Here is a 26,220-nt window from a genome sequence, read left to right on the forward strand (position 1 = left end):
GCTTTATAAGCTGATGATCGTCTGTCATCTGACAGCTGCTGTGCCTGTTTGGGACGATATCCTCGAAGTCCTTTATTACGCATCAACTCACGAGAGATGGTTGATGGATTTCGTTCCAAGTTCTTAGCAATTTCTTTTTGATTTAATCCTGCTTTTAAAAGCGAATAAATCTGGTATCGTTCATGCTCAGTCAGCTGATTGTAGTTCACAATGCTTCATCTCTTGGTCGGGAGAAGCGCAAACTCTATCAGCTGGCTTCTCTAATGCCAATTGCACTTATTATCCGAAACTGCGAGACATTATTTACGAAACACTGATTATGCCTACTCTGAGCAGCTATAGCGGAGGGCACATACTAAACTATAAATGCAGCCTATAGTATGCTTGAGCTAAATAACTACACATTACTTTCACTTATTGCAGGTAACGACAAAAAAAAAGTCTACTATGCTATTGACCGCGTTAAACAACGTTATGTTATTGTTAAAATAATAACTACATCAAATAAAAATCAACGTAAATTAGATACAGCATTATTTAAAAAAAACGCGGCGCTGACTTCAGACCTTATCCACCCCCATATTATCAGTATTTATGAATGCGGCCTTACCGCTAATCACTGCCCTTATTTTGCGATGGAGTACTGTGAAAATGGTAGTCTTGCAGACAAAATTCAAGAGGGGTTAACTTTAGATAAAACACTTCAAATACTCCAGCAAATTGCCAATGCCCTTACCTTTGTTCATAAAACACATATTACTCATGGGCAGCTAAAGCCCAATAATATTTTATTTCGCAATGACGGTTCAGTGGTGCTCAGTGACTTTAACAATGCATCACTTAATGCTACAACCAAGCAAACATCAGCAGCTTTTTTTTCGAGCAACTATACCCCAGAATACATGAGTCCCGAACAAGCAAGGCGGGTGTCGTTTGATAGTCGAAGCGACTTATACAGTCTCGGCATCATTTGTTACGAAATGCTTTTGGGATTTCCCCCTTTTCGAGGCGATACTCCACTTAGGGTTAGCTTAAAGCATTTAAATTCTGCTATCCCTCAACTACCAGAAAAATACTGCGGACTACAGCCCTTTCTCAACCTGTCATTAGCGAAAAATCCACAGCATCGCTTTCAAACAGCCAAAGAAGTTTCATTTACATTACGTCAGCTACAATATCAATTTCTCGAACATGGCCACCTGCGGGCAACACCACCTGCAAACAGTACTACCCCCTATATACTCGTCAACACACACTCATCCTCCCCCCCATTAAAAAAACAACCTGCAGGGAAGTCTTTATTAATAGCAGGTCTAGTATTAACAGTCCCAGGTATATTGTTGCTCAATAACAATGGACTACGGTCAGATACCTCTATTAACATCAATGAACAAGAACCACCTGCAATAAATCAATCAAGCACGGTTATCTCCAAAATGCCGTTGATAATCAACGTAATACCCAAGGATGCCTCAATTCAACTTAATCATTCTGGCCTCGCGTTTAGACAAGGGATATTACTTGAGCCTGGCCACTACTCTGTGAGCATCAGTAAACCTGGATATCAACCACAGCAACTCAACATACAACACAAACAAGCCCCGACACAGGTGAATTTAACACTTTCTCCTGCACGTTATTCAGTACAAATTAAAACACACCCTCCAGACAGCACTATTCGTATTATTAATATAAAACCTAAGTACACAAAAAATCTGCAGTTGCCTCCAGGGCGTTATCTGGTTGAAGTTTCTCACCCAGGTTACCAGGCTAAACGACAGTGGCTGGAAGTTAACACCTCTGAAGTCAAGCAAACTATCACCCTAACACCAGCTATGAAGCAAGGTAAGATAATTCAACACGCTTTAGCTGAGGGTGTCGATGGTCCCAAAATGGTTGTAATACCTGGTGGCCGCTTTAGGATGGGTGATAATGATGGCATGGGTGCTGCCAGCGAAAAACCCCTACATTGGGTTAACCTTGCTAACGACTTCGCCATGAGCCAGTATGAAATCACTCGGGTCGATTTCGCTTTATTTATAAAAAAAACAGGTTATGTATTTCATGAAGCCCTTAGTGAAAAAGATAGTAGAAAACCCATAACCCACATATCCTGGCATGATGCGAAAGCCTACGCACAATGGCTCAGTAAACAAACTGGCTATATTTATCGTCTACCTACTGAAGCTGAGTGGGAATATGCCGCCAGAGCAGGGAGCTATACTCGTTTTGTCTGGGGAAATAAGCCTCATGTAGGTAAAGCTAACTGTGCAGAAGGCTGCTGGGAAAATCATTTAAAACGCTTACTGAAAGGCTCTCAAGCAATAGCTGTTGGGCAATACCCTGCAAATGATTTCCAGCTTTTTGATATGGCTGGCAATATCGCAGAATGGACACAGGACTGTTACCTAAATTCATATCGCCAACACCCCGCTAATGGCAGCTCGGTCAACAAAGCTCATTGTAGCCATCGCGTCATTCGTGGCGGTAGTTTCACTGATCCTATTGAAAACTTACGTATTGCTCGGCGAGCAAAACGAACACCCGCCTATCGAGATGAGCAAATTGGCTTTCGGCTAGTGCTTGAGCTAAAACGCTAACCAAGTACAGAGTACAATTTTTGTTATCGAGCCAACTGCTGAATAACCTTGCCACAAAACTGTTGTGCAATACGATCAGTATACGCTTTAGCTTTTTCTCGGACACCGATACTGGGAGCCGTTGCAAGGTTATATTGGTCAAGCGCTTCTAGTGGAAGAAGTTTAACCTCACAGTAAGCACTTGCTTCAGTCATTTTATCCGCAAGTTCGCGCCGGGTTTGATCTGCATTTTTAACAAGCACAATATCCCAACGGCTTCTGTTTAAATAAGGCTTTATTTCCTGAACCCGTTTTGCAGGTGTAGCTTGCTTCATAGACCTGGAGCTGTTAGCAAACTTCATATTCACTACAGCCGGCGACTCTACAAGCGGTTGGTCATTTAGAAGAATATAACCTAGCTTAGGCCACTCTTGGTTCAACAGCCGATTTAACAAGGCAACATTGTAGGGGTTATCGGTATTAAATATATTGCTTAAGCTATTCGAAAGCATCCAGCTTTGCATAACACAACTGGTAATACCTTCTGACGCTCGGGTAGGACATTGGCTTTCAACACTGGCTACAAATCGAACGTGATATTTTAACGTATTTTTCAAGGACACTAACCGTAGACCATAATTATTTCTGTATTCATGAAATAAACGTGTTGTACGATCAATATCAGGAATTATTTCCCTCTCTACTGTCAATTTATAAGCAGGTGTTAATAGCCCTTTCTGCTGTTTAAGCAGTCGTCTAATTAATTGCTGATCACCAGAAGGTATAAAGAAAGTTGCAACCGCATAAGGTCTAGCAAGCAGTGACGATTTAACCACTTGGCTGGCCTGAGTGAGCTGATTAGTTGTTAGCCCTGTTGACTGACCTGACGCATCAAAAAAAGCAAAGTAATATTGACCATCACTTCCCGTCAACCATTGATTAGGTCGTTTAAACTGTGCTTCATAAGCACCTAAGTGCTTCGCATAATCATCACCTTTATAGTCAAAAGGTGCTTCTTCAGGACTGATGGAGGTAAAGCCTCCTCCCGAACGTGTGCCCTGCGTTCCACATCCTACCAACAAAACACTCAGTAGTAGCAAACAACTCTGTGACAACTTCAGCATTGCAACACACTCTCAAATAGCATTCATTATTTACTGCTAAAACAACAAGAAGCAAAATATTGCACCTAGACTGATGAAGCAGGAGACACAGCAACTTGCTATGTGATAACCAAGCAGCCTTGCTCAACAGCACTAACACTTTTTAGCAACTTGTTACCCCGAATATCACTACACTACTTGGTGCTACTCGCTCATTACCAGCAAAAACTGTTTCCTGTCACTAAAATACTAGCAAAGTGTAACTTTATCACCGGTCTACGGTAGCATCTTTCTTAAAAACACATCCCACTCTACCACTCTCGATACACCTAACTATACCTGAGTACACATTCAATACACTTCTATATGAACTTTGCTTGGCGTGATAGAGCTATCAATGGATTATATCCCTATCCCATTGATATGCTGTGATGCCTTATAACCAAGAACTGTGAATTGTTTTAGCATTTTAGTACTTTTATGCGCCTATATATCTAAAACACTGCATAAGAAAACATCAGACGTTTATAGCAACGAATACTGCAAGACGTTAGATACAAAGGAGGAGGACCTTGAGCAGGTCCTGTTAGCGGTTTCGCAGCTGTCGTACTTCGTTTTTAAGGGCCAATAACTGACTGTTAACTTGGCGACGGAAAGCGTCAATAGAGCGAATGGACTCATCTACACTTTTCAGTTTTGCCACAACATCAGACTGAAGCTGTTTACCAGAAACTTGCTTATCAAGCTGTGCCAGTTGTTCTTGTAAAGCCGCCTGGGTTGCTAGTTGCTCAGTACTGGCAACAGACACCTGGCTAGACAATGACTGCAACTGTTTCTCAAGTTTGGCAAGCGCTTGTTGTAAAGCCTGTACTTGTTTAACACTCTTTTTAGCTTGCTGTGTATCGGAAGAAACCTGCTTATAGCGTTTTTCCAATACTTGTAAAGATTGGTTGGTTTGTTTCAGCTGACTTGATACTGGCTGAAGTTCTGCTAATAGTTTTTCTTGCTGAGCCAGCTGTTTTGTCACTTTAGTAATGGCTGCTCTGTTACGCTTGTTTGATAAATCCCAAAGTTTACGAATTTCTGAATGAGCAAGCTTTAAATCAATTTGAATTTTATCAATCGCCTGCTGAATTTTACTACCTGACTCAGTAAGAGATGCATCAGTAGCTGATACTTTGCCTGTAACATCCTGCAACTGCTGAATTGCTTTGTCATAGGCTTGTTTTGTGGTATTTAGCTCAGCTTGTAACGCCGTTAGCTGCTGATAGCCAAAAACACCACCACCTGTCACAGCCACGACGAGCAGCAGTAGTAATAATATCCAAAATGGATTAGTACGTGTTCTAACCTCAGGTTGATTTACCTTACCTGGTGAACGTCGATGAATTGCACGGTCAGCAATATCGTCCCTTGCAATTGCCATACTTGGCAAGTCGTCATCGATGTCTTCAAGGTGTCTACTCATACAGTTGGTGCTCAATAGTTACTCAATAAATACTATACCGCTGATTGTAGTGGAATGCCGTGCTTAACCCAAGTACTGGCGTAAGTCGTCTAAACCTTTGATAATGTACCTCCAGCAAGATGCCATGACAAAAAGCGAAGTCAATCATAGACTTGCACAGGCTCCAGGGTGGCATAAAAAATTATTTAGGAGATTTCACCGTGTTCCGAAAATCGCTGGAACAATTGTCGCACAGCGACTTTAAGGAATTACTGAGTGGTAGAAAGTGTTTGTTGTATGGTGCCAATGGCTATACAGGCACACTGGTTGCGCGTAAAGCACATGCCCTTGGCCTATCTCCTATTCTTGCAGGAAGACAAGAGCAGTTTATTATGCCCCTGGCCACTGAGCTTGGCTGTTCTTATCGTATTTTTAATATTTTGAATGGTGATGAAGCTAATGAACAGCTAAATGATATTGATGTTTTAATCAATTGTGCTGGGCCATTTCCTCCTAATACAACCACGCTGTTAGAAAGCTGCCTTGCTAATGCCGTACACTATTTAGACATCAATGGCGACTTAACCACCCTCGTCAATGTACAACGCTTTCATAGCCAAGCTCAGAAAACAGGCATTGTATTGTGCCCTGGCGTTGGCTTTGATGTCATCCCAACTGATTGTATTGCTGCTACGCTAAAGCATGCATTACCTGATGCCACATCCTTATCCCTGGGTTTTGAAGTGCATGGAAAACTAAGCCCTGGCTCAGTCAAAGCACTTTACAATGCAGTCGCTAACGGTTGCCAGATCAGGCAAAATGGCCTGCTCATCCCAATACCATTTGGCTATCATATACGTCACATTGATACTAAACAGGGTAAGAAAGTAACAACCGCGATTCCTTGGGGTGATCTTGCTTCTGCGTTTTTCAGTACACAAATCGCCAATATTGAATGTCTTTACCCTGTCAACGCAACCCATTTAACCTGGCTAAAACGTTTACGCTGGTTTAGGGGGTTACTCAAGTTTCCTTGGCTCAAGAAGCTTGCGTATTTATATATATCATCCAGATTTCAGATACCAAATCATATAGAGCGCAAGCAAAGTGTTACCTACTTTTGGGGTGAAGTGAAAAACTCCTCAGGAATGATTAAGCGAGCTTCTTTAGAGGCAGCTGATGGTTATGACTTAACGGTTGCAGGCGTTCTGCTCGCATTACAGTTTCTGTTGAACTATGCCGGTGAAGGAGGATACTTCACGCCCTCTCAGCTTATGGGGCGAAACTGTGTAGAAAGCCTTCCTAACACCTCAAATATTCGTATTACAACTCAATCACCCTCTTGAAAAACCACAAGTCAAACCCTATACCAAGTAGTTAGGAAAATACATAATGAAGGGTATAAATAACCACACATGAATCACGTAGATAGGCATCAGCCAAAATGCTAAGATTGCATAAAAACTGATGCCTTTAGTGAATGTTTTGTGGGTAACATCATGTGACTTATTATACATAAAACACCCCAGACCCATGGGTATATGTATAAAAAGGAATCGATGAAAAGAGGAATAAAAAAATACCTCTCTATAGTAACTTTCTCAAAGGGAAAACCTTGTTGCCTAGACTTCAGTTAACGTACATCAATAACTGTTTTGGCAATCCGTAATTGATTAGCACCTAATGATGAGATAATGGGAGTAGCATATGGCTATCGAACTACCAGCTTTACCTTATGAGCGCAACGCCCTTGAGCCACACATTTCTGAAGAAACTCTTAACTACCATTATGGTAAACACCACAAGACTTATGTTGACAAATTAAATGGTTTACTGCCAGGCACAGCACTTGAAGGCAAAGATCTGGAATATATTGTTAAACATGCTGAGGGTGGTATGTTTAACAATGCGGCACAAATTTGGAACCACACATTCTACTGGCACTGCCTAAGCCCAAACGGTGGTGGTGAGCCTACAGGTGAACTTGCTGATGCCATCAACAAAGCATTTGGTTCATTTGAAGACTTTAAAACTCAATGGAATGACAGAGCGGCTAATAACTTTGGCTCTTCCTGGACATGGCTGGTTAAAAATGAAGACGGTAGCGTGGAAATAGTAAACACCAGCAATGCAGCTACCCCTTTGACAACTAACCAAAAGCCTTTGTTAACCGTTGATTTATGGGAACATGCTTACTACATCGACTACCGTAACTCACGTCCTGACTATCTGAAAGCATTCTGGGCGTTGGTCAACTGGGAGTTTGCGGCCAAGAATTACGCAGAATAAGTTTTACAGTACAAGTTAAGCCATAACCTGCACGTAATAACCTAAGTCAGTGACTTCATCTCAACAAAAAGTCACTGGCTTAATTTTACCAATGAGCATAACTCCCGCTAATTGGCAGTTGACGACCCATCCCAAAAGAGCGGCGTTGTAAACGAATAATAGGTGGAGCCTGACGGCGTTTAAACTCAGCTCGATCAACTCGTTTTTTGACATCAGCAATCACCTCAGCCGACACTTGTTGCAAAATAACACTATCTTGCTGTTGCTCATTCACCGAAATTAAATCACCTTCAATATACTTTCGCAAAATAGCATCTAACACCGGATATTCAGGCAATGAATCACTATCCTGCTGATTTTCAGCCAGTTCAGCTGAAGGTGCTTTGTCAATAATTTCCTGAGGAATAGCGGCTTCTGGATGAAGCTTATTATAGTAATTAGCTAACGCATAAACTTGCATTTTATACAAGTCACCTAATGCATTTAATCCACCACACATGTCACCATACAAGGTAGCATAACCCACACTCAGCTCACTTTTATTACCCGTTGATAACACTAAATAGCCAGTCTGGTTACTGTACTCCATCAACACCCGACCACGAATCCTCGCTTGAATATTTTCAGCGGTGAGTCCTCTTGCAGGCTCCTTAAATACATTCGAAAAAGACTGTAAAGATAAAGCAAACTCATCATCAATAGAGTAGGTATAAAGCTTAATGCTCAAGTTATGACACAACGCTTTTGAGTCTTGTAGACTACCTTCTGATGAAAAGCGTGAGGGCATGGTAATAGCAGTCACCTTATCAGCCCCAATGGCCAGCTTTGCAAGTGCTATTGTCAAAGCACTATCAATTCCACCAGAAGAGCCTACTACAATTCCAGGAAAACCACACTTAGCCACATAATCCCTGATACCCATAATGAGCTGCTGATAATAAAGTGTCGTATTATCCATACTGAGCAAACTCACAACAGATGTGTTTTTATCAGCTTTATCAGGTATCATTAGCGTTGCAACATGTTCTTCAAATGCTGGAAGTTGAAGTATTCCTTGCCCTTCTCCATCACAAACAAAGCTCGCACCATCGTAAACAATGTCATCATTCGCACCCGTTTGATTCACATAAACCAATGGCGCATGACAGTGTTTAGCAATTTGCGTGAATCGTAAAACCCGTTCTTCCTGTTTTCCTGTATTAGAAGGCGAACTGTTTATGGCTAAGATCAAATCAGGTTTTTCCCGAGCAAGATCCTGCACTGGATTATTATCATAGTGATAAGGCGCTTGATCATTCCAGCCATCTTCACAAATTAAAAAGCCTAACCGGTGACCACGGAATAAACAAACACCGGGTATTTTTCCTGGTTCAAAATGGCGTGCTTCAGAAAAAATATTATAGGTTGGTAATAGTTTTTTATGATAAATAAAACAACTGTTACCACTTTCAATTAACATCAACGCATTATGGTACGGTTTACCAGAAAACGTATTACGATCAACAAAGCCTATAATAATACCTGCTGAATATTGCTCAGACAGTTTTTTAATACGCTCGATGTACTCATCCTGATTAGCTATAAAGTCTGGTTTATCCAATAAATCCAGCGGGTAATAGCCAGTAATACAAAGTTCAGAAAAAACAATTAAATCCGCTTGATTTCCCTGTTGCTGTATCACATCAGCTATTTTATTACAGTTTCCTGCCAAGTCACCAATACGATAATTTAATTGGGCTAAGGTTACTTTCATAGTCATTCCCCTTTAAGCAGCAACAGCAAAAACCTGTTTTAAATAAGTCACAAATGTCTCGTCATGACACATGACCTTTCCAGGGCTATCAGATAACTTAGCAACAGGTTGACCATTACACTCCACTAACTTCAATACCATATTGATTGCTGGCACACCAAGGTCATGACTTAAGTGAGTGCCAACTCCAAAACTGGTTTGCGTCTGCCCTTTGAAATGCTGATAGATATTGAGGGCTTGAGTAATATTCAATCCATCACTGAAGACTAACTGCTTACTTTTAGGATCAATATCAAGCGCCTTATAGTGTGCTAAAGCCTGCTCTCCCCATAGTATGGGGTCACCAGAGTCATGGCGCAGACCATCAAATACTTTTGCCAAGTAACGGTCAAAGTCACGTAAAAAGGCTTGCATACTAATCGTATCAGTCAAAGCAATACCAAGCTCACCTCGATACTCTTTAACCCATGCCTCAAGTGCCGCTTTTTGGCTATCTACCAGCCTGACATCTAATCCTTGATGCGCCTGTATCCACTCATGGGCCATCGTACCAATAGGTGCAATATCCATTTCTCTGGCAAGATAAACATTACTTGTTCCAACAAAGAAGTCTGGTAACTCGTGCTTTAATACATCAACAACCTCGTAATGCCAGTTTCGGCTGAATCTTCTGCGCGTACCAAAATCAACCAGTTTAAAGCCTAAACGACCGGAGTCAGGTTGAGCCTGTTTTATTTGCTTTATTTTTTGATAGAGACGTTGCCGCCCCTCATCGATAGATACTGTGGAATAATATCTACGACTATATAATTCACTAATTATTGCCAGCAGAAAAATCTCAAAATGCGTTACCTGTACCCAGGGACCTGCAACAGTAACTGCAAGTTGGTTATCCTCAATACCCACATTAATATAGTGTGCTTGTAATTTAAAGGTTGCCAAAAAATCAACAAAATCGGGCTTTAAATACGGCAACTGTTTTAAGTATCGTATTTCATCCTGCTTAAATGTTAAGCCTGCTAATGCCTCAATTTGCTCACGTAGTTCAGGCAGCAATGCTGTTAAATCAATCGAGCTACGACATTTAAACTTAGCAACTACGTCGGTATTAGGGTATTGATGCAACATCGCCTGTTGCATGGTGAACTTATATAAATCAGTATCTAATAATGAGGTAATTATTTGTTCTCTCATGTTACCTCTCCTCTACGACACGATCTTCAAATCACTACTACGGGCAATAAACAGCACACCAGCATTACCCATTTCTGCTTTAGCATGAGCAGCTGACTCAGGCGCAAGTCCTCTGGTCGCTGCTAAATTAACAATGACCTTGAAACCAGCAGATCTCAGCTGTAATGCGGTTGTTTTAACACAATAATCCAATGCCAGTCCTCCCAGCACAATCCATTGAATTTGGCGAAAATGTAAGAACTCAATGACACCCGTACTAAGCTTGTTTGATAAATCATGAAAACATGCTCCATAAGGATGCATATCTAACTCAATCCCTTTCCAAACAAAAAAATCATACTCAGCAGGCTCTGGCAGTCCTGGTAATAGCGAAAACCCCTTGCTACCAGGAACTGCATGCACAGGCCAACGCACATCAACATGTTTGCCTTCTACTGGCTGTAACGGAGGGTGATCTTCATCTGCAACCCAAATAGCATGTGGGCTATGTGCATCTTTGGAGCCAATGCGCCAACCGGCCAATTGTGCCTGAGCATTTAGCTCTTCCACAATAGTGTGGCCATCAGGTACAGGCAACTCATCAGAACATAATGGCGTAAAAGTTTGCTGGGCGTCTACATCAAAACTGGCCACAAACTGCTTGTTACCGAGATTCATGCTTTTATCTAAATACATGGCCACACCCCTTAATAAATCAAATTCACTTACATAGTGAACCTAATTCATTTACATATCAAGTCTATCTCACTACTTTCAACTTTGTTTAACATGCTTACATAGCGTAAACTGGCCTCCGGCTGATAAGCCTTGTATTAAACCGCGTTTATCTGCTCAAAAACGATGTGACAACCGAAGAAACCAGGTTTTAATGTAAGTATCATCCGAATAATCAATGAAAAATATTTGCAGATCAACAGCATAAGCTATATATACATGACACATGGCTTAATACGATTAATATCCGTTGTACGGTGCTGATAACAGGCGGAGGCGAAGTTAGATGCCCATTGATCACACTATGATCAGTGAAGAAGAATACTTGCAACAGTACAATATTAACCACTACACAACTCCACTCTGCAGTGTCGATGTGGTGATATTTCGACTTCACAATCAACAGTTACAGGTGCTGACCTGTGCACGTAAACAGCACCCTCATATAGGGCAACTTGGTCTACCTGGTGGTTTTATTGATATTGATCAAGATAAAGATTTGGATGCCACAGCGCATAGAAAACTTCATGAAAAAACAGGTATGAGGGCACCCTACCTTGAACAAGTAGGTACTGTTGGTAACCCTCAGCGTGACCCACGAGGTTGGTCAGTAACCGTTATCTATTATGCACTATTGCCTGGCACTGATATTCAACAGCAAACAGAAGATGTACGATGGTGCAGCATAATCGGAGACAGTGTCACAGAGCAGTTAGCATTTGACCACAACCACCTTATTTCACAAGCATTAGAACGACTCCGTAACAAAATTCAATATACATCTTTACCGGTCTACTTATTACCGGAAGAGTTTACCCTTGCCGACATACGCGACGTTTTTGCCGCTATTTTGAAAAAAGCCCCTCCTATGCGTTCTATTCGCAATCGCTTTTTGCACGAAGATTTACTCGAAGATACAGGCAAAAAACGCTATGGGAGCAATCGTCCTGCAGCGCTTTACCGCTTGAAAAAAACGGCAAAAGCCCACTTTTATAACCGGCTTTATCACACAACTCAGCAAGAATAAGTAGTTATCCTAATATTGATACACTATTTTCTTGACAAAATGTCTATTGTTGCGTGTTTTTTAGACATGTGGTCATCGCCACCAATATATCCGCTAGTTATGTTATTAACTTCATAGCTTTTAAGTCACTGACTCAGTCATAATAATAAAGCTAATAATCCTAAGCTTCTTTTTAAGGAAACAGCAAACTAGCGGTAGCAAAACCTAAATACTAAAAAATGTGAGGAAGGCTATGCACACAAACACTACAACTTGCTGGCATAAACAGCTGTTACTTTTCTTCGCTGTGCTTTTATTCACAAATACTGGAGTGGCAGACGTTCCCCCTGAACAGAAAATGGAAATCAACCACCTTGTTGACTTTGTTCGGAACTCAGCATGTCTTATGGAACGAAATGGCGCGAAACACAGTGCTACTGAAGCCGCATCCCACATTTTAAAGCGATATGATTATTTTCGTGATGAAATTAATAACACAGAAGACTTCATCCAAATGACCGCCTCCCGTAGTACTATTACTGGCAAAGATTACCAAGTCCTATGTCCGAATCTCGAGCCAATGCGGGCTCAAGACTGGTTGCTTGCAGAGTTAAACAAATTTAGAACTGTACAAAGCAATACAGCTTCTGTCACTCTTAATTAGTACACATCTGATGATAATGTGATTGCTCAATTTAGTTTCCTTTAAGAAACTGCATTGCTAATTAGCTAACACGATCCAAAAGCTAACTAGCACAGAATCCTGCTAATGTGCTGAAAATATAAAACGTTAAAAAAGTGAACAACCACATTATCATCATCGCCTTTCTCCTAAATTCAAAATATCTCACTCCTACCCACCTTAATGAGTCACACGACTATTATGTCATTGCTTGTTATAGACTAATACCCTCAAACTTTTGCTAAGCTTACATCAGTGCTTAATCACCTTAGGGCCTGTAAACACTATTTGATTAATAAGGAGCATTATAATGAAGGTTATGGTTGACCTTTGTATTATCCCGTTAGGCGTTGGCGTATCACTATCGCCTTATATTGCAGCCTGCAAGCCTATTCTTGATAATGCAGGACTCAGTTGGGAGCTACATGCTTACGGTACCCTTATCGAAGGAGAGTGGGATGCAGTATTTAGCGCAATCAAAGCTTGCCATGGAGCAATTCATGCTATGGGAGCGCCACGAATCACAACAACTTTAAAAGTCGGCACTCGGACTGACCGAGATCAATCTATAGCAGATAAAGTTTCCAGTGTAGAAAACAAATGGTAAATTCATGCCTCAAACACTCACAACAGCCTTGGTCTCCACTTCTCTTTATGCACTCGGCATCTGTTTCACAGACAAATTCAAGCTTTGCAAACCAACTTATTACAATCCCCAATCACGCTTAAACAAACAACTGTGATATATCAATGTATAACCTGGCAAGACAACGGATGGGTAATGCATACCGAGCTGTTTGTCGCAAGGACATGGTAAACAAACTTACAGGGAAGAACTTACAGCGTGTTCAAGGGACATTATGTAGACTTTGCACAAAAGTATTTCAATCAAAAAATACTAAATAACCACGCTTTACTGCAGCCATATTATTTACTTGTAAACGGCACTTTATGTTTATTATAAATTGCTTTAACCTTTCCTGAGTCTATTAGAGACTGTAATATTGAATTCAGTGTATCTTTTTGGTCTGAGTAAGGAGATTTTTTGGAAAGTGCATAATAAACTGGTTCTTTTCTAACATGAACATAATCTGCATAAACATATTGACTACCCACTGCACCACCAAATTCTTGCTCTTGCATTTTACGGTCAGACTCTATCACTGCCAATACGTTAACTTCTCCACTTGATAGTGCTCGAGCCATAGCAGAATAGTGTCCATACAGCTTTTTATTTAAGGAGTTATCGTTATTAAACTCGTCAAAATAGAATGAGCCTCGTTTTGCACCAACTACCAATCCATATAAATTGTTATAACTTGCTATTTTAGTTTTAAGCTGAGTTTCTGTTAAAAAAAGTGTATTGGCAAGCCGATACCCTACAGGACCCAAAAAGTGTAAAAATTTCGCTCTTTTTTCATTTAAAGATACTCGTGGAATAATATCTACTGTACCCAGTTTGATATCTTTAATACTCCGTTGAAAGGGACTCTTACGCCAGGATATTCTATAACCACCCTCTTTTGCTACCAGGTTCAAGATATCAACCAAAGGCCCTCCTGGCTTACCTCCAACCTGAAACATAAGGGGGGGACGTTCACGAAAGTCTGCTCGTAAGACTTTAATCTTTGCCGCATAAGTAAGGCTACTGAACATCATTAATGCTGACAAAATAACAATAATTTTTTTCATCATTCTTTACCTTACTCATCACTTTTCGAGCATAAGCGCTACCCTGTGCTATACCCTTTATTTTAAAGGTAATTATATCACCATTATGCAGCTTTCACATAAACGAACACAGCACAAAAAAGCAAGATTAAAAACGATCAATCACTCATTAATGATAATGTGGTTAATTTTTATTTTTTCTCCTTCAGGTGTCGCTATTGCACATTTAAATTGATCTCGACGTTCCATCAATCGAAGAGCACAACAATATAGCTTTTTTTTAAACTCATAATAAACAGTTTGTAATTCCTTATCAGGGTAAATACAAAAACTATTGATGGGTAATGACATACCAAACCCTGAAAACTTCATAACAGCTTCTTTACCTACCCATATACTATAAAACTGTCGAATAGCATCAGGATCACCCACGCTTTTTAAAAGAAAAGCATATTCATCAGGGTGAAAATAATCCCGGGCAATGTCATGCCACTGCTTTCGAGGGTTTATATACTCCGTATCAACACCAACAGGAACACTCCTAGCGAGCAAATACATATACTTATGTTTAGTATGAGACACATTAAAGAATAAAACCTGGTCTTTAAGTTCAGGTTTTCCATAAGATCTCGTTGCCATAGCAACAGCTTCTGGAGAGCAGGATAAATAGTAGCCAAGCAGTACTCTTAGCATAGCTCTACTCACAATCATTCGATCCCGAGCTTGAGCATATTCTACAGAAGAAAACTGTTTTTTTTCAGAAGCGGTCAGGTAGTGCATAAGCTCGTTATGTGAAGGCAATACCTGTCTATCTACTTCAATTAATAAAGCCTCTTTTTCCGAAATCTGCTCAGGAATATGAGGCAAAAACAAACTGTTTACCGTATTAACACTCACTCCATGCCTTCCAGTTCGATATTGAGTGCTTCACCAGAAATTTGGATCTCCCATAACGAACATAATAGTGACAAGGTAATAAATGCCAGACTCAACCCAAATAAAATCTCACCTACACCATAATACTCAAGCAATATCGCAATCATCGAAAAGGTACATAGTAAAAAACTAAACACGCCAAACCACTGCATACTTCGAATTAGGTTAACTCTTTTTCGTAAATTCGTTATTTGTCGCTTAGTATTACATGCTTTTCCTTGGTCGATGCGTTTACGCAACTCCCTGATTAACTGGGCTATTACTAAAAACCGGTTTGTGTAGGCTAATAGTAATAGCGATATTGCTGGAAACAATAGGCCTGGTGTAGTAATAGTAATTTGCATAAAAAAACTTCTGCTAAACAAGAATTATCAAAATTATACAACGAATTGATAGCAATAAGGTGTTAACCATCAATGAGTAGGCACCGTGTAGCTTCTATACTCATACTTCCCCTCTCTGAAGCAACCTCTTTTGAGGAAAATACAGCAAACAATAACGCCATCAGCACCTTGGGCTTTGCTTATACAGTACACTACAGTAAAATGAGCTATATGTTTATAACCAAACTGAATAAACTTTAGTATATAGATTAATATGATAACGTTTCGTTTGGGGACTCAGGGCACTACTTCACATGCGCTATCAACTTAAATAACGAGCCTAGCAGCTAAGGATTGCACTCATAAACATACCTGTACAACAAAAACCATAAAACCAAAGGTATTTTTCTCAGACTAATCACTGGAGCCACCATGACAATTGAAGCACGACACTGGGTAAATACTGCAATTCAACAGATTGAGGCCGACTTTAAGCGCTCTGCAGATACACATCTGATTAAACTGGATATTCCAAGTGTTCCTAATATTGACCTCTACTTTAAAGATGAGTCAACACATCCTTCTGGAAGTCTAAAACACCGCCTTGCTCGCTCACTATTCCTTTATGGCCTTTGTAATGGCTGGATTAAAAAAGATACCCCCATCATTGAATCCTCATCAGGGAGTACAGCGATTTCCGAAGCTTACTTTGCACGGCTATTGGGGCTTCCTTTCATTGCGGTAATCCCAAAAACCACAGCCCCTCAAAAAATAGCGCAGATTGAGTTTTATGGTGGCCAGTGTCATTTAGTTTCTCCAGACCAAATATATGCTGAGTCAGAGCGGCTCGCAAAAGAGTTGAATGGTCACTATATGGATCAATTTACCTTTGCCGAGCGTGTTACTGACTGGCGTGGAAATAATAATATTGCGGACTCAATCTTCAGACAAATGAGCGCGGAACGCTATCCCGTACCAAACTGGATTGTAGTAAGTGCTGGCACGGGTGGAACCTCTGCTACGATTGGTCGTTACATTCGTTATCACCCTCAGCGGCATCATAATACTCAGTTAGCTGTCGTGGATCCTGAACACTCGGTTTTTATCGATTACTATCAAAGTGGTGACGCTAGCTTAACAAGTCACCAATGTTCACGTATTGAAGGTATTGGCCGTCCTCGAGTAGAACCTTCTTTTATTGCGACAGTCATTGACCGCATGCAACGTATTCCTGATGCCGCATCATTTGCCAGCATCCACTTTCTCGAAAAAATACTGGGACGTAAACTGGGAGGCTCCACAGGCACTAACTTCTATGGCACTTTACAAATAGTCAGTGAAATGCAACAACGTGGTGAGCATGGCAGTATCGTTACCTTGATTTGTGACTCAGGTGATCGCTATTTAAACACGTATTACAATGATCAGTGGTTGAAAGATCAACAGTTTGATTTAGTCCCTTATACACAAGCATTAGAGTCTTTCTGGAATACGGGGTATTTACCGAACATTCAATAACAGCCACAACAACGATAAGTTTAATCGAGAGGTTGATATACCCAAAGCGAAGGATTCTTAGCAGGGCTAGTCTGGCCTGTTAGGGTGTGCGCTATGGATTGCGCACATAAAATTGATTCGCAAAGGGTATAGTCTACTGACTATCATCTGCATAACTACTTAACGGCTTGCATGGTATGATAAAGTCCACATGATAATGCTCATCATGCCTGACCCACGATCGGCGCTTAGAAAAAGTTAAATGCTTACGTAAATAGGCGCCATCTGCTGTTTGCCAAAGATAAGGTTGCAATTTGGGGTCAAAAATAATACGCCAGATTTTAATACCACGTTGCGTTGCTGTCTGATGCAATGCTCTTAAATGAGCTGCAATCGCAGGAAAATCAATATATAAATCATCTGTACGACCCGTCTGATCAAATTCAACAGCATAACCGAATTTATTAAACACATGAGTGGGTAAAATACTGGGTTGTCCTGACTTGTCTTTCACTGGAACCATAAAGTCCACTGACAGGCCATTTTGATGTGTTTTATGGGGCCTAAAGCGTCCACCTTCTTTAAAACCTGTTTCACCGAATTTAAACTGTGTTTTAGGCAATGATTGACTCAGTGCTTGATATGCATCCAAAATCACACTCCTTACAGTGGAGTGAACATAAGTACGCCCTAAGGCTGCAGCAGTAACACTATAGGTTATAAAGTTTTTGCCTTCGTCCGGTAAAGAGACACCATTTAATAGGCGGCCGTTTGCAGTTGTGCCATAACAGGTACTGTTTACTTGCGTACTACCCACTGCAATGCCACAACAAAAACCTAGCATTAAACCAAACAACGTTTTTACTAACATTATCTATAACAACTTTGCTTCTATTACTGAGCGCAATCTAACACACTATTCCCAAAAACACTTAGCGTCTTTGTCCAAATATTTCAATAAAAAATACCAAAACTTACATGCAAACAACTTGATATCCTAATCTCTCATACCAAAAACGATAGCAGTTACCATCGTTTTTGGTACAAGTAAGAGCCTATGTATTTTTACACAGCTTCCCTATGGAATGCTCCAAGTTCCACTTCCTGCATTTCTATTATCTTTTTTCGCAGTCCACCGGCCATTACCTGTACAGGTTGGCGCACCCACAATACTTCCAGTAATCGTAATGGTATAGCCATCCTGTTGTATTGTAACATTCACATCAAATTCAGGTGGAGGCCCCTTCTTAGTTGTTATTACATTACCACTACCTTTACGACCGCTGACGGGATCTCTAGGTTGTGACTGACCATTAACTGTCCAATCAATACTGACAAATTCATTATTGGTCATTGTAAAAGTTGTATTTACATCCATCGAGATGCCTGTTGTCACATCCGCACCAACCCCCTTCATCGCTCCGGTCATAGCACCACAGTTAGCGAGTACCGCCGGAGGTGTAACCGGTGCAGGTGTGCCATTGTTACCACACCCCGAAAAAAAAACTGTTAGGGCTACAACCCCTATACTCAAATATCCCTTCATTTGCAGCATCCTTTCTGTCTTTTACCTATTTAATCTATTCGTTAAAATGGTGAACAGTGTTAACCCCTAAAGGTATTAGGTTAAATTTAAGAGTAGCCTACAAAACTATTTTTTATTTATCACTTGATTGATAACATGGCAAGTGAGAAAAAAACGTACTGCATATATTTATTTTGTAAAAAATATCAATTTCAAGGAAGGTGAGTAGTGAGTCACTCAGATAGTTTAATTAATGTTACAGATAATATCTGGCTATGTAATGGAGAAGACGTTAATTTTTATGGGTTTTCATACTCAACCCGTATGACCATTATTAGATTGCCTGATAATAAACTATGGATTCACTCCCCAATTCATTTAACCCCATCGTTACAACAGGCCCTCAAAGAACTAGGCGACATTTGTTACTTAATTGCTCCCAATAAACTACACCATTTATTTTTAACAGACTGGATCAGCACCTATCCCAAGGCATTGATATTTGGAACACCTGAGCTTTGTAAAAAAAGGGATGATATTTCATTTACTGCAGAGCTAAAGGATACACCAGAAGAATACTGGCAGCAGGATATCGATCAAACTATCTTTCATGGCAGCCCTGCGATGGAAGAAGCCGTATTTTATCATAAACCATCTAAGACATTGATCGTGACCGATCTTATCGAAAACTTTGATCCTGACCATTTTGGTCGTTGGCAGCGTGCCATTGCCCGATTTACTGGCGTTCTTGCTCCCCATGGGAAAATGCCTGCCGATTGGCGACTAAGCTTTTCTTTTGGTAGCAAAAAACAAGCACAACAGTCTCTTGACCTAATATTAAAGTGGGATATAAATACGATTATTCTTGCTCATGGAGAGTGTATATTCCAAGATGCGCACTCGTTTCTCGATGAGTCATTTAAATGGCTAACCGAACACCATTAAAGTGTTAAATTATATGTAACAGACCCTAAGAGCCAACAGCAGTATGGATACTTTGAACCGGTCGTCTAGGGCTGACACTTGCAGCTGTATTTATGTAACCGGCTCGCGCTACAAACACAATTCTTTCATTATGACACTGTAATAAACTTTGCAAAGTCCCCCGAGGCTCATCATGTTGCAACAAAACACTGATTGGATGTAATGCTACACCCATGTGATGAGCCTGCAACCAAATCTCCATCAGTCGAGCACCTGTCATAACTAAATTGCGCTTACTTAAACGCTCTTTGTTAAGTTTTATAATTAACAACTGCGCTGACTTATCAACCAACTTACTCAGTTCTGTCGCCATATGCTGTGGTACATTAACCAAGCGCAGCATCTGCATGACTAACGGAGATAAGATATACTCATAAAACTTTATTTTTCGCTTTGGCATGGGGCCAAAAAGACTTTGCAGGTAAAAACCATCTTCAGCATCATCCTGCAAATCAAACCGTAAATACCGATAGGTTTCTTTCCATGCACGATAACTTGAAAAATCCAACGCAGCATATTTTGCAACCAGCTGTGTCACGCCATGAATATGGTCAATATCTTGTTCAAAATGGGCAGAAGCTTCAAGCCCCGTGAGAAGCTGGGGCCAATGATTAGATAAAAGATTACTTATCGTTTCTTGATCAAACAAGTCATCCTGAAATAAGCCCCGAAATGTACGCCGTGTACTTACCAGCTCAAGCAGTTGATTAAGCCGAGATGTTGTTCGACTAACCTGATATTCATTGTCAGCTTCAAAGTCTTCTGTACTAAGAGTCATTGCAACAAGCAGTTCACTTTCATGCTCGGAAGCCAGCTGTAACCATGAAAGATTTAAATCATTATCACATAACCAATGAAAACGACAACGTACTTTTTGCTGGGTAACCGCTAGCCAAAATAGCCCTAAAAAAAGACCACAGCTTACATACATCTCAAATCGCAAACTAGGTAATGCATTTAATTGACGCTTTTTATCTAGCGCTAGACAACATAATAACACATTGGATTTTAACGGCTTATCTAATAATACATCATATTGTTTACCTGCACTTTCCAGTGTAATTACCTTCCATGGTTGGCAGTTATGAGATGAGGGTGCCCAACGAGCAATTTCAATCGCATTATTTACAGCATCTAACAATTTTTTATTCATGATGGCCCCTCAACTGACAAAATAAATGCTAACAAACGTGTAAACAGAAAATCAAGTATTGCAAGCCTACTTTTTGCAACCCTCCAGAAAATGATTGTCAGCGCGCTCGATGCTTTTACACAGGCTTTGAGCAACGTTTTTTTAAAGGCAAATTTATATTCGATTGCCCAGAGTAGCCCATTTAATAATTAGCCCTGTAGCCAAGACCTAACTGGACACCTGAAACTTCCTCAATGACTTCAGCCATTGAGGTAAATCGCGAAACAAGCCCTGCAAAAACGTCCGTATTCATATCGTTCGAAAAATCAGCGTGACTGGTCACTTTAATAATTTCTACATAATGATATGAAGCATCTGGGGCCTGAGATACCCTGTGAACATCAAATTGTAATACACTGGGTAAATCTGGGCATGTTGCATAGTCAGTGGTTTCAACCCAACGTTCAAAATCAGAGGCTTTATTAATATCCAATAGTCGTATTTTATGAATAATCGTATCCATATCTTTTCTCCTTAATATCTACAACTAGTCATTATCACTTGCAGAAACTAGTAAGTGGTAATTAATTCCACCCGTCCCAAAAGAACTTACAGCAGCATATCGCCGACTATTACTAGCTGGCCATTTTTTATTACTAGACACTATTTCAGCAGGTATTTTAATTAACGGTAACCGTGGATCAATCTTACCTCTTAATAATGTCGCTGGTATTATCTTATGATGTAATGCTAATACTGTCTTCATTAGACCAGCGCCGCCAGCAGCAGCAAAAGTATGCCCATTACTTGCCTTCACTGAACCTATCATTAGCGACATTGACCTTGGCTTAGCGTTATTTTTCTCATTGCCGTATACATTGTTAAGCGCTGTGAGTTCAGCCATATCTCCCAAACGTGTTCCTGTACCATGGGCCTCTACATACTGCACATCACTTGGTTTGTATTTTACTTGAGCGAAAGCACGCTCAATTGCAAGGGTTTGTCCTTCAGCATCAGGTGCAGTCATTGAACCAGCATCAGCAGACCCAGCAATCGCATCAATAGTCGCATATATTTTATCGCCAGCCTGCTTTGCATCAGATAGACGCTTTAATACAAAAAAGGCTGCGCCGTCACCAGGGGAAAATCCGTCTGCTTGATTTGTAAAAGGAGAGATTTTTTCCTTAGAAAGCATCATTTGTGCTGAGCAAAGTACTAAGTCTCGCAGGTTCACTGGTAACTCAATTCCACCCGCTAAAACCAAGTTATAGCGTCGCTGTTGTAATGCCAATACCGCATTCTGTAATGCTGCAAAAGTAGATGCACATGCAGCTTCTACCGCGAAAGGTGCAGCGGGTAACTGCATACTTTGAGCAATTAAACTCGCCGTTCCACTGGCCAGTGCGCCATCCAGTGTTAAATGATTAATATCGTCTATAATATTATAAGTAACTTGTGATGCGGTATATTCTGGGTAAGCCTGTTGAATAATTTCAGTCAACTTATTTCGGCATAGATTGGCAACATTCTCACGCTCTTTCGATAGACACAAGTTACTGGCAACAATTATTGCAGCGTTAATATCCGGTAGTTGTTTTTCAAAAAAACCACTGTCTTGTAAAGCCTCTTCAGCAATGGCTAAAGCAATCTTTTGCACCTTATCCATACGGGCTATACGCTTTGGAAATAATTTAAACCTAGCTAAACTTGAATCTTGCCTTTGCAGTATTGCTCCTATTTCAGCATAGCTCGATAAGTACTGTGAAGGCCCATTATGATAAAACTTTTTTCTTGGCAGAACATCATCAGGTATTCGCTGCAGATGATCTGTAGAAGCTAATAAATCCTGCCAAAAAGCATTTACCGAATCACTTTGTCCAAAAGCACTACCTAATCCGACAATAGCAATAGGCTCTGAATCAAATAGTGCTTCGTTTTGCGTAACAACTTTATTACAGGAATTAACCGACTTTTGATTAACAAGGTTAGAAATTTTACTGGACGCTAAAGGATCGCTCAGTATTATATTCCAATTTAAACCATTTAACGCAGCACCCATTACACTCGCGATATATCTGTTACTATCGTTATACCACGACTGCTTAAATGAGCTTTTAGTTACAGCCGATGACTTATGCAATAAGTCTGAAATTTCATGATTATTTAATACAGATGCAGGTAGTGTTTGATGATGAATTGCCAAACTGGTAGCAACTACACCTGTCATGACTGCATTTGCAAATGTATGCCCATAGACTCCCACTGAAGTATTCAAATAAAGTGGTAAGCCCTTTTTCCTTACAGCATATATACTATCCAATGTACTTAATGTAGCAGCTTTGTCTGATTCGTTTTCAGCAAAGATACAATCGATATAATCAATACTATTGATATTTATCCCTGCATAAGTACAGGCCTTTTCTACTGTGGATAATTTAGCTTTACTATCTGCATTATATTTAAACCCACAGGCAGAATTATTTGCTGCAATACCAGAAATAACAGCATAAATATGATCACCATTGTCTCTTGCATCAGTGAGTCTTTTTAATACAACACCTGCCGCTCCCTCCCCAAGTAGAGCACCATTACTCTCAAATGAAAATGGGTTGCTGCTCCCTGATGCACTAAATCCTTTTTTATTTAACATCAATGGCATCAACAAACTTTCAACACATTGCGCGGTTATCACCATAACCGCATCACTCAACCCTGCTTGCAATGATAAGGCTGCCGATTCCAAAGCAAAAAAACCACTTGCATCAGCACTTTCAATAGCCTGTATACGCCCATGTAAACCGAAATAACTTGCAATACGAGCAGGAATACTACTCCCCATTTCGCCAACACGATCATGAGATGAACAGCCAAAATATTCGTGAAGCAAATTTTTCAGTAACGCTAATTTCTTTGTATCAGTTGCTAATATCTCATCCAGTGATGTTATACCTGCTAACTTAAGTGTATTTAAATAGGTACTATCAAAGCCAAAGCAAGTTCCACAAACGACATCAATTTTATTGTTTTTTGAAACCTGATTTTGTAAAGCAGCACTATGAAAACATTGTTCTGCCACATCCAGGTACATACCCGTAATTGAAGCAATGGCTTTCCTATAAATAGGAGGAATACGAAAACGTTTTAAATCAAAATCAACTGTTTTAAAAAAAGCGCCCTGCCAATTTGAGAAAAGTGACTTAACATCAGAATCATAAATTTGAAACCGAGATAATGGTAGTCGACTAAAATAAGTATTTGCTTGAACAAACTGCTGCCAAAACTGTTCTGCATTATGGCACTGAGGGTACAAACAACCTACCCCTATAATAGCGAGTGGCTGTTGAGTATCAACAACTTTCATATTTTGTCCCAATTAAGTCAGAGAGTGTACTTTTCTCACATCAGTATACTCTTTAATAATCAAGAAACTTCCTCAGCCTTAGACGCATTATTATTAATTACTTTACGTTGATTTTTGCTAGATAACGCTTTTAATGCTATATAATCAATTTTCCCATTAGCATTTTTAGGTAATTCAGGTAATAGCCTAATAAACTTTGGAATCATGTAACGCGGTATCTTTTGTGCACAAAACTGTTTAACAGCAATAGAGGTAATCTTGTTTTGGATATTCGTTAAACTGCAATATGCAACAATGTGCTGAGAAGATTCTGTTAACTCCGCAATAACAGCCACTTCTTTTACTTCTTGCATAGAACTTATCGCAGATTCAATTTCACCCAGCTCTACTCGATTACCATTCAACTTTATCATACGATCTTTTCTTCCAAGATATGTTAAGAAACCACGCTCATAACAAACTAAGTCACCTGTCGCATGAATACCTTTCGAATGATTGAGTGAGTTTACACTATCATAATGCCGCCAATAGCCTGGGGTTACACATGGCCCTGTAACAAGCAACTCCCCAACACAGCCTTCACTAATAACCGCTTGTCCTTTTTCATCTATAATTTCAATGGTTGAACCTGGTAACGGTTGACCAATATATACCGGTTTATTAGCTTGCAACACGCTTTTTTCAACCTGATAGTAGAGACAAACATTCGTTTCTGTTGGACCATACAAATTAAATAAAGCACAACCATCAGGTAAATAGCACTCAAGCTCACGTAAATGCTTTATAGGAAAAACCTCTCCAGCAAATAATACATAACGCATAGTACTCATCACTTTATGCATATCAAACTGTGCATTATTTAATAAAATTAATACTGAAGGCACACTATACCATACAGAAATATTAAACTGTTCAATACCTTGAATCAGTGCATTGACATTTCGCTGTTCATCATCTCTTATAAGCCATACAGCCCCACCCACGGCAGCAGCCGCAAATAAGTCAAATGTACTTAAGTCAAAGTGGAAACCTGCATGATTTGCAAATACATCATTACAGGAAATTTGAAAAGTACTGACGGCCCAATCAACAAAATAATGTAGATTACCATGACTAATTTTCACACCCTTAGGCATACCGGTTGAACCAGATGTGAATAAAATTGCTGCAAGATCCTGTTCATAGCAGGACTCTGGCTCAGGCAATGGCGTACCCATATAAGGGAGCCGTAATAAAGGAATTACCGCTGCAGGATAATTTGCTTCAATCGCAAAATTCAGGTCTGCATCAATCAAAATTATTAGCTGGATGCTTGGTGGAAAATCATGATCTAATGCCTCAAATCGTGCGCAGTCAGTCACAAGAACTACCGGCTCGGATTTCTCTAGAATTTTGCAAGCCCGATCCAAAGGTTGTGAACCATCCATAGGTACATAAACAGCTCCCACCTCCATTGCAGCATAAATAGCTAATGGGTATTCACCGCATTTAGGCAACCAGATGGCAACACGCTCTACTTTCCCAACACCATGTATTTTAAAACATCCCGCCAAAGTTCGAACATTGAGATAAAATTCCTGGTAAGTTATTTTATCAACACCAACAAAAGCATCATTGTTGGCAAAATGTTGAGCAGAAAAGCGTAAATAATCTATTACCGGACAAAATTTATAAGTGTCCATCGTAGCCCCCCAGCCTATACCCTTTTATATTATAGCCTCTACGAATTATTAATAAGGCCAGACTAACCCCAACTTTCGCTTAGAAGGTGTCTTAAAAATCAAAATTTAAGCAACTCTTTTGACTAAAATATGCAGCATAGCAATGTGAATCATTGCCTCACTATTTCTCGTTAAAACTTCATAATCTTTAGAATGACGCCTATAGTTGATTAACCATGAAAAAGTACGCTCAACAACCCAGCGTTTTTTTACAACATTAAACCCTTTACCCGCTTTTTCAACGACCTCAAGTATTATGCTACGAGTGATTTCATGGGACTCTTTTACCCATTCAACGACTGG

The 26,220-nt window shown here is 40.1% G+C and carries 24 protein-coding genes; 8 read left to right on the forward strand and 16 right to left on the reverse strand.

From position 1 onward, the window contains the following. Positions 1–209: helix-turn-helix domain-containing protein (locus F607_RS0114230; RefSeq protein WP_027708624.1), on the reverse strand; the 209-nt coding region annotated here is incomplete at its 3' end. Between the two features lie 171 nt (positions 210–380). Here F607_RS0114230 and F607_RS32895 point away from each other — a divergent pair. Next, on the forward strand, positions 381–2,600 hold the full coding sequence (locus tag F607_RS32895) for an SUMF1/EgtB/PvdO family nonheme iron enzyme (RefSeq protein WP_051311488.1): 2,220 nt from the start codon (positions 381–383) through the stop codon (positions 2,598–2,600). Between the two features lie 23 nt (positions 2,601–2,623). On the opposite strand, the gene F607_RS0114240 is transcribed toward F607_RS32895, so the two are convergent. Next, entirely contained in the window at positions 2,624–3,703 is a 1,080-nt protein-coding gene (locus tag F607_RS0114240; protein WP_027708625.1) for a hypothetical protein, read from the reverse strand. A gap of 565 nt (positions 3,704–4,268) precedes the next feature. After that, on the reverse strand, positions 4,269–5,150 hold the full coding sequence (locus F607_RS0114245) for a coiled-coil domain-containing protein (protein WP_027708626.1): 882 nt from the start codon (positions 5,148–5,150) through the stop codon (positions 4,269–4,271). Between the two features lie 200 nt (positions 5,151–5,350). Here F607_RS0114245 and F607_RS0114250 point away from each other — a divergent pair, with 200 nt between their 5' ends. After that, positions 5,351–6,475, forward strand: a complete 1,125-nt coding sequence (locus tag F607_RS0114250) for a saccharopine dehydrogenase family protein (RefSeq protein WP_169719800.1) — start codon at positions 5,351–5,353, stop codon at positions 6,473–6,475. Between the two features lie 361 nt (positions 6,476–6,836). Then, on the forward strand, positions 6,837–7,418 hold the full coding sequence (sodB, locus tag F607_RS0114260; RefSeq protein ID WP_027708628.1) for a superoxide dismutase [Fe]: 582 nt from the start codon (positions 6,837–6,839) through the stop codon (positions 7,416–7,418). Positions 7,419–7,503: 85 nt separating this feature from the next. Here sodB and F607_RS0114265 read toward each other — a convergent pair whose 3' ends face one another. The 3 genes from F607_RS0114265 to F607_RS0114275 are packed head-to-tail and all read right to left on the reverse strand — an operon-like array spanning position 7,504 to position 11,040. Continuing rightward, positions 7,504–9,171: an NAD+ synthase gene (locus F607_RS0114265; protein WP_038291412.1), complete on the reverse strand. Its 1,668-nt coding sequence runs from the start codon at positions 9,169–9,171 to the stop codon at positions 7,504–7,506. Positions 9,172–9,183: 12 nt separating this feature from the next. Further along, complete coding sequence (gene pncB / locus F607_RS0114270) at positions 9,184–10,365, reverse strand: nicotinate phosphoribosyltransferase (protein WP_027708630.1); 1,182 nt, start codon at positions 10,363–10,365, stop codon at positions 9,184–9,186. Between the two features lie 12 nt (positions 10,366–10,377). Then, complete coding sequence (locus tag F607_RS0114275) at positions 10,378–11,040, reverse strand: isochorismatase family protein (RefSeq protein ID WP_230400407.1); 663 nt, start codon at positions 11,038–11,040, stop codon at positions 10,378–10,380. Between the two features lie 325 nt (positions 11,041–11,365). Here F607_RS0114275 and F607_RS0114280 point away from each other — a divergent pair, with 325 nt between their 5' ends. The 3 genes from F607_RS0114280 (at position 11,366) to F607_RS0114290 (ending at position 13,374) form a co-directional block, all read left to right on the forward strand. Further along, complete coding sequence (locus F607_RS0114280; RefSeq protein WP_230400408.1) at positions 11,366–12,106, forward strand: NUDIX hydrolase; 741 nt, start codon at positions 11,366–11,368, stop codon at positions 12,104–12,106. Between the two features lie 232 nt (positions 12,107–12,338). Next, complete coding sequence (locus tag F607_RS29810; RefSeq protein WP_051311490.1) at positions 12,339–12,749, forward strand: DUF5329 family protein; 411 nt, start codon at positions 12,339–12,341, stop codon at positions 12,747–12,749. Positions 12,750–13,077: 328 nt separating this feature from the next. Next, on the forward strand, positions 13,078–13,374 hold the full coding sequence (locus F607_RS0114290) for an MTH1187 family thiamine-binding protein (protein ID WP_027708633.1): 297 nt from the start codon (positions 13,078–13,080) through the stop codon (positions 13,372–13,374). A 320-nt stretch (positions 13,375–13,694) separates the two neighbouring features. On the opposite strand, the gene F607_RS0114295 is transcribed toward F607_RS0114290, so the two are convergent. From F607_RS0114295 to F607_RS0114305, 3 genes are all read right to left on the reverse strand, one after another. Continuing rightward, positions 13,695–14,462: a substrate-binding periplasmic protein gene (locus tag F607_RS0114295; RefSeq protein ID WP_084611248.1), complete on the reverse strand. Its 768-nt coding sequence runs from the start codon at positions 14,460–14,462 to the stop codon at positions 13,695–13,697. Positions 14,463–14,600: 138 nt separating this feature from the next. Continuing rightward, on the reverse strand, positions 14,601–15,335 hold the full coding sequence (locus F607_RS0114300; RefSeq protein ID WP_027708635.1) for a 4'-phosphopantetheinyl transferase family protein: 735 nt from the start codon (positions 15,333–15,335) through the stop codon (positions 14,601–14,603). Beyond that, positions 15,332–15,718, reverse strand: coding sequence for a DUF2721 domain-containing protein (locus tag F607_RS0114305; RefSeq protein ID WP_051311491.1), 387 nt, complete (start codon positions 15,716–15,718; stop codon positions 15,332–15,334). The genes F607_RS0114300 and F607_RS0114305 overlap by 4 nt, the downstream gene beginning before the upstream one ends. A 411-nt stretch (positions 15,719–16,129) precedes the next feature. Here F607_RS0114305 and F607_RS0114315 point away from each other — a divergent pair, with 411 nt between their 5' ends. Next, entirely contained in the window at positions 16,130–17,215 is a 1,086-nt protein-coding gene (locus F607_RS0114315) for a PLP-dependent cysteine synthase family protein (protein WP_027708637.1), read from the forward strand. A 133-nt stretch (positions 17,216–17,348) separates the two neighbouring features. On the opposite strand, the gene F607_RS29815 is transcribed toward F607_RS0114315, so the two are convergent. Next, complete coding sequence (locus F607_RS29815; RefSeq protein WP_038291413.1) at positions 17,349–18,065, reverse strand: penicillin-insensitive murein endopeptidase; 717 nt, start codon at positions 18,063–18,065, stop codon at positions 17,349–17,351. Positions 18,066–18,272: 207 nt separating this feature from the next. Further along, positions 18,273–18,740: a hypothetical protein gene (locus F607_RS0114325; RefSeq protein WP_027708638.1), complete on the reverse strand. Its 468-nt coding sequence runs from the start codon at positions 18,738–18,740 to the stop codon at positions 18,273–18,275. Between the two features lie 207 nt (positions 18,741–18,947). On the opposite strand from F607_RS0114325, the gene F607_RS0114330 reads away from it, so the two are divergent. Beyond that, on the forward strand, positions 18,948–19,664 hold the full coding sequence (locus F607_RS0114330; protein ID WP_230400409.1) for a DUF4336 domain-containing protein: 717 nt from the start codon (positions 18,948–18,950) through the stop codon (positions 19,662–19,664). 25 nt (positions 19,665–19,689) lie between these two features. Here the strand turns inward: F607_RS0114330 and F607_RS32900 are convergent, their stop codons facing one another. The 5 genes from F607_RS32900 to F607_RS0114355 all read right to left on the reverse strand — a co-directional run. Continuing rightward, positions 19,690–20,856, reverse strand: coding sequence for a nitroreductase family protein (locus tag F607_RS32900; RefSeq protein ID WP_051311492.1), 1,167 nt, complete (start codon positions 20,854–20,856; stop codon positions 19,690–19,692). A 181-nt stretch (positions 20,857–21,037) separates the two neighbouring features. Then, the gene (locus F607_RS0114340; protein ID WP_027708640.1) at positions 21,038–21,358 is read right to left on the reverse strand and encodes a RedY protein; all 321 of its coding nucleotides are present in this window, start codon (positions 21,356–21,358) and stop codon (positions 21,038–21,040) included. 24 nt (positions 21,359–21,382) lie between these two features. Then, positions 21,383–24,196, reverse strand: a complete 2,814-nt coding sequence (locus F607_RS0114345) for a beta-ketoacyl [acyl carrier protein] synthase domain-containing protein (protein WP_027708641.1) — start codon at positions 24,194–24,196, stop codon at positions 21,383–21,385. A 59-nt stretch (positions 24,197–24,255) separates the two neighbouring features. Further along, a complete protein-coding gene (locus F607_RS29825; protein WP_051311493.1) occupies positions 24,256–25,878 on the reverse strand; it encodes an AMP-binding protein in 1,623 nt (540 codons plus the stop codon). 105 nt (positions 25,879–25,983) lie between these two features. Continuing rightward, the coding region (locus F607_RS0114355) for a transposase (protein ID WP_157365478.1) at positions 25,984–26,220 on the reverse strand (237 nt) is incomplete at its 5' end.

The sequence above is a fragment of the Zooshikella ganghwensis DSM 15267 genome, assembly GCF_000428585.1.
Taxonomy (GTDB): Bacteria; Pseudomonadota; Gammaproteobacteria; order Pseudomonadales; family Zooshikellaceae; genus Zooshikella; species Zooshikella ganghwensis.

What these genes read in the sequence shown, in the direction of transcription:
- F607_RS32900 (WP_051311492.1), bottom strand. Translation starts at nt 20,856, where the DNA reads ATGAATAAAAAATTGTTAGATGCTGTAAATAATGCGATTGAAATTGCT.
- F607_RS29810 (WP_051311490.1), top strand. Translation starts at nt 12,339, where the DNA reads ATGCACACAAACACTACAACTTGCTGGCATAAACAGCTGTTACTTTTC.
- F607_RS0114295 (WP_084611248.1), bottom strand. Translation starts at nt 14,462, where the DNA reads ATGATGAAAAAAATTATTGTTATTTTGTCAGCATTAATGATGTTCAGT.
- F607_RS0114340 (WP_027708640.1), bottom strand. Translation starts at nt 21,358, where the DNA reads ATGGATACGATTATTCATAAAATACGACTATTGGATATTAATAAAGCC.
- F607_RS0114275 (WP_230400407.1), bottom strand. Translation starts at nt 11,040, where the DNA reads ATGTATTTAGATAAAAGCATGAATCTCGGTAACAAGCAGTTTGTGGCC.
- F607_RS29825 (WP_051311493.1), bottom strand. Translation starts at nt 25,878, where the DNA reads ATGGACACTTATAAATTTTGTCCGGTAATAGATTATTTACGCTTTTCT.
- F607_RS0114280 (WP_230400408.1), top strand. Translation starts at nt 11,366, where the DNA reads ATGCCCATTGATCACACTATGATCAGTGAAGAAGAATACTTGCAACAG.
- F607_RS0114315 (WP_027708637.1), top strand. Translation starts at nt 16,130, where the DNA reads ATGACAATTGAAGCACGACACTGGGTAAATACTGCAATTCAACAGATT.
- F607_RS0114265 (WP_038291412.1), bottom strand. Translation starts at nt 9,171, where the DNA reads ATGAAAGTAACCTTAGCCCAATTAAATTATCGTATTGGTGACTTGGCA.
- pncB (WP_027708630.1), bottom strand. Translation starts at nt 10,365, where the DNA reads ATGAGAGAACAAATAATTACCTCATTATTAGATACTGATTTATATAAG.
- F607_RS0114325 (WP_027708638.1), bottom strand. Translation starts at nt 18,740, where the DNA reads ATGAAGGGATATTTGAGTATAGGGGTTGTAGCCCTAACAGTTTTTTTT.
- F607_RS29815 (WP_038291413.1), bottom strand. Translation starts at nt 18,065, where the DNA reads ATGTTAGTAAAAACGTTGTTTGGTTTAATGCTAGGTTTTTGTTGTGGC.
- F607_RS0114290 (WP_027708633.1), top strand. Translation starts at nt 13,078, where the DNA reads ATGAAGGTTATGGTTGACCTTTGTATTATCCCGTTAGGCGTTGGCGTA.
- F607_RS0114305 (WP_051311491.1), bottom strand. Translation starts at nt 15,718, where the DNA reads ATGCAAATTACTATTACTACACCAGGCCTATTGTTTCCAGCAATATCG.
- F607_RS32895 (WP_051311488.1), top strand. Translation starts at nt 381, where the DNA reads ATGCTTGAGCTAAATAACTACACATTACTTTCACTTATTGCAGGTAAC.
- F607_RS0114345 (WP_027708641.1), bottom strand. Translation starts at nt 24,196, where the DNA reads ATGAAAGTTGTTGATACTCAACAGCCACTCGCTATTATAGGGGTAGGT.
- F607_RS0114245 (WP_027708626.1), bottom strand. Translation starts at nt 5,150, where the DNA reads ATGAGTAGACACCTTGAAGACATCGATGACGACTTGCCAAGTATGGCA.
- sodB (WP_027708628.1), top strand. Translation starts at nt 6,837, where the DNA reads ATGGCTATCGAACTACCAGCTTTACCTTATGAGCGCAACGCCCTTGAG.
- F607_RS0114240 (WP_027708625.1), bottom strand. Translation starts at nt 3,703, where the DNA reads ATGCTGAAGTTGTCACAGAGTTGTTTGCTACTACTGAGTGTTTTGTTG.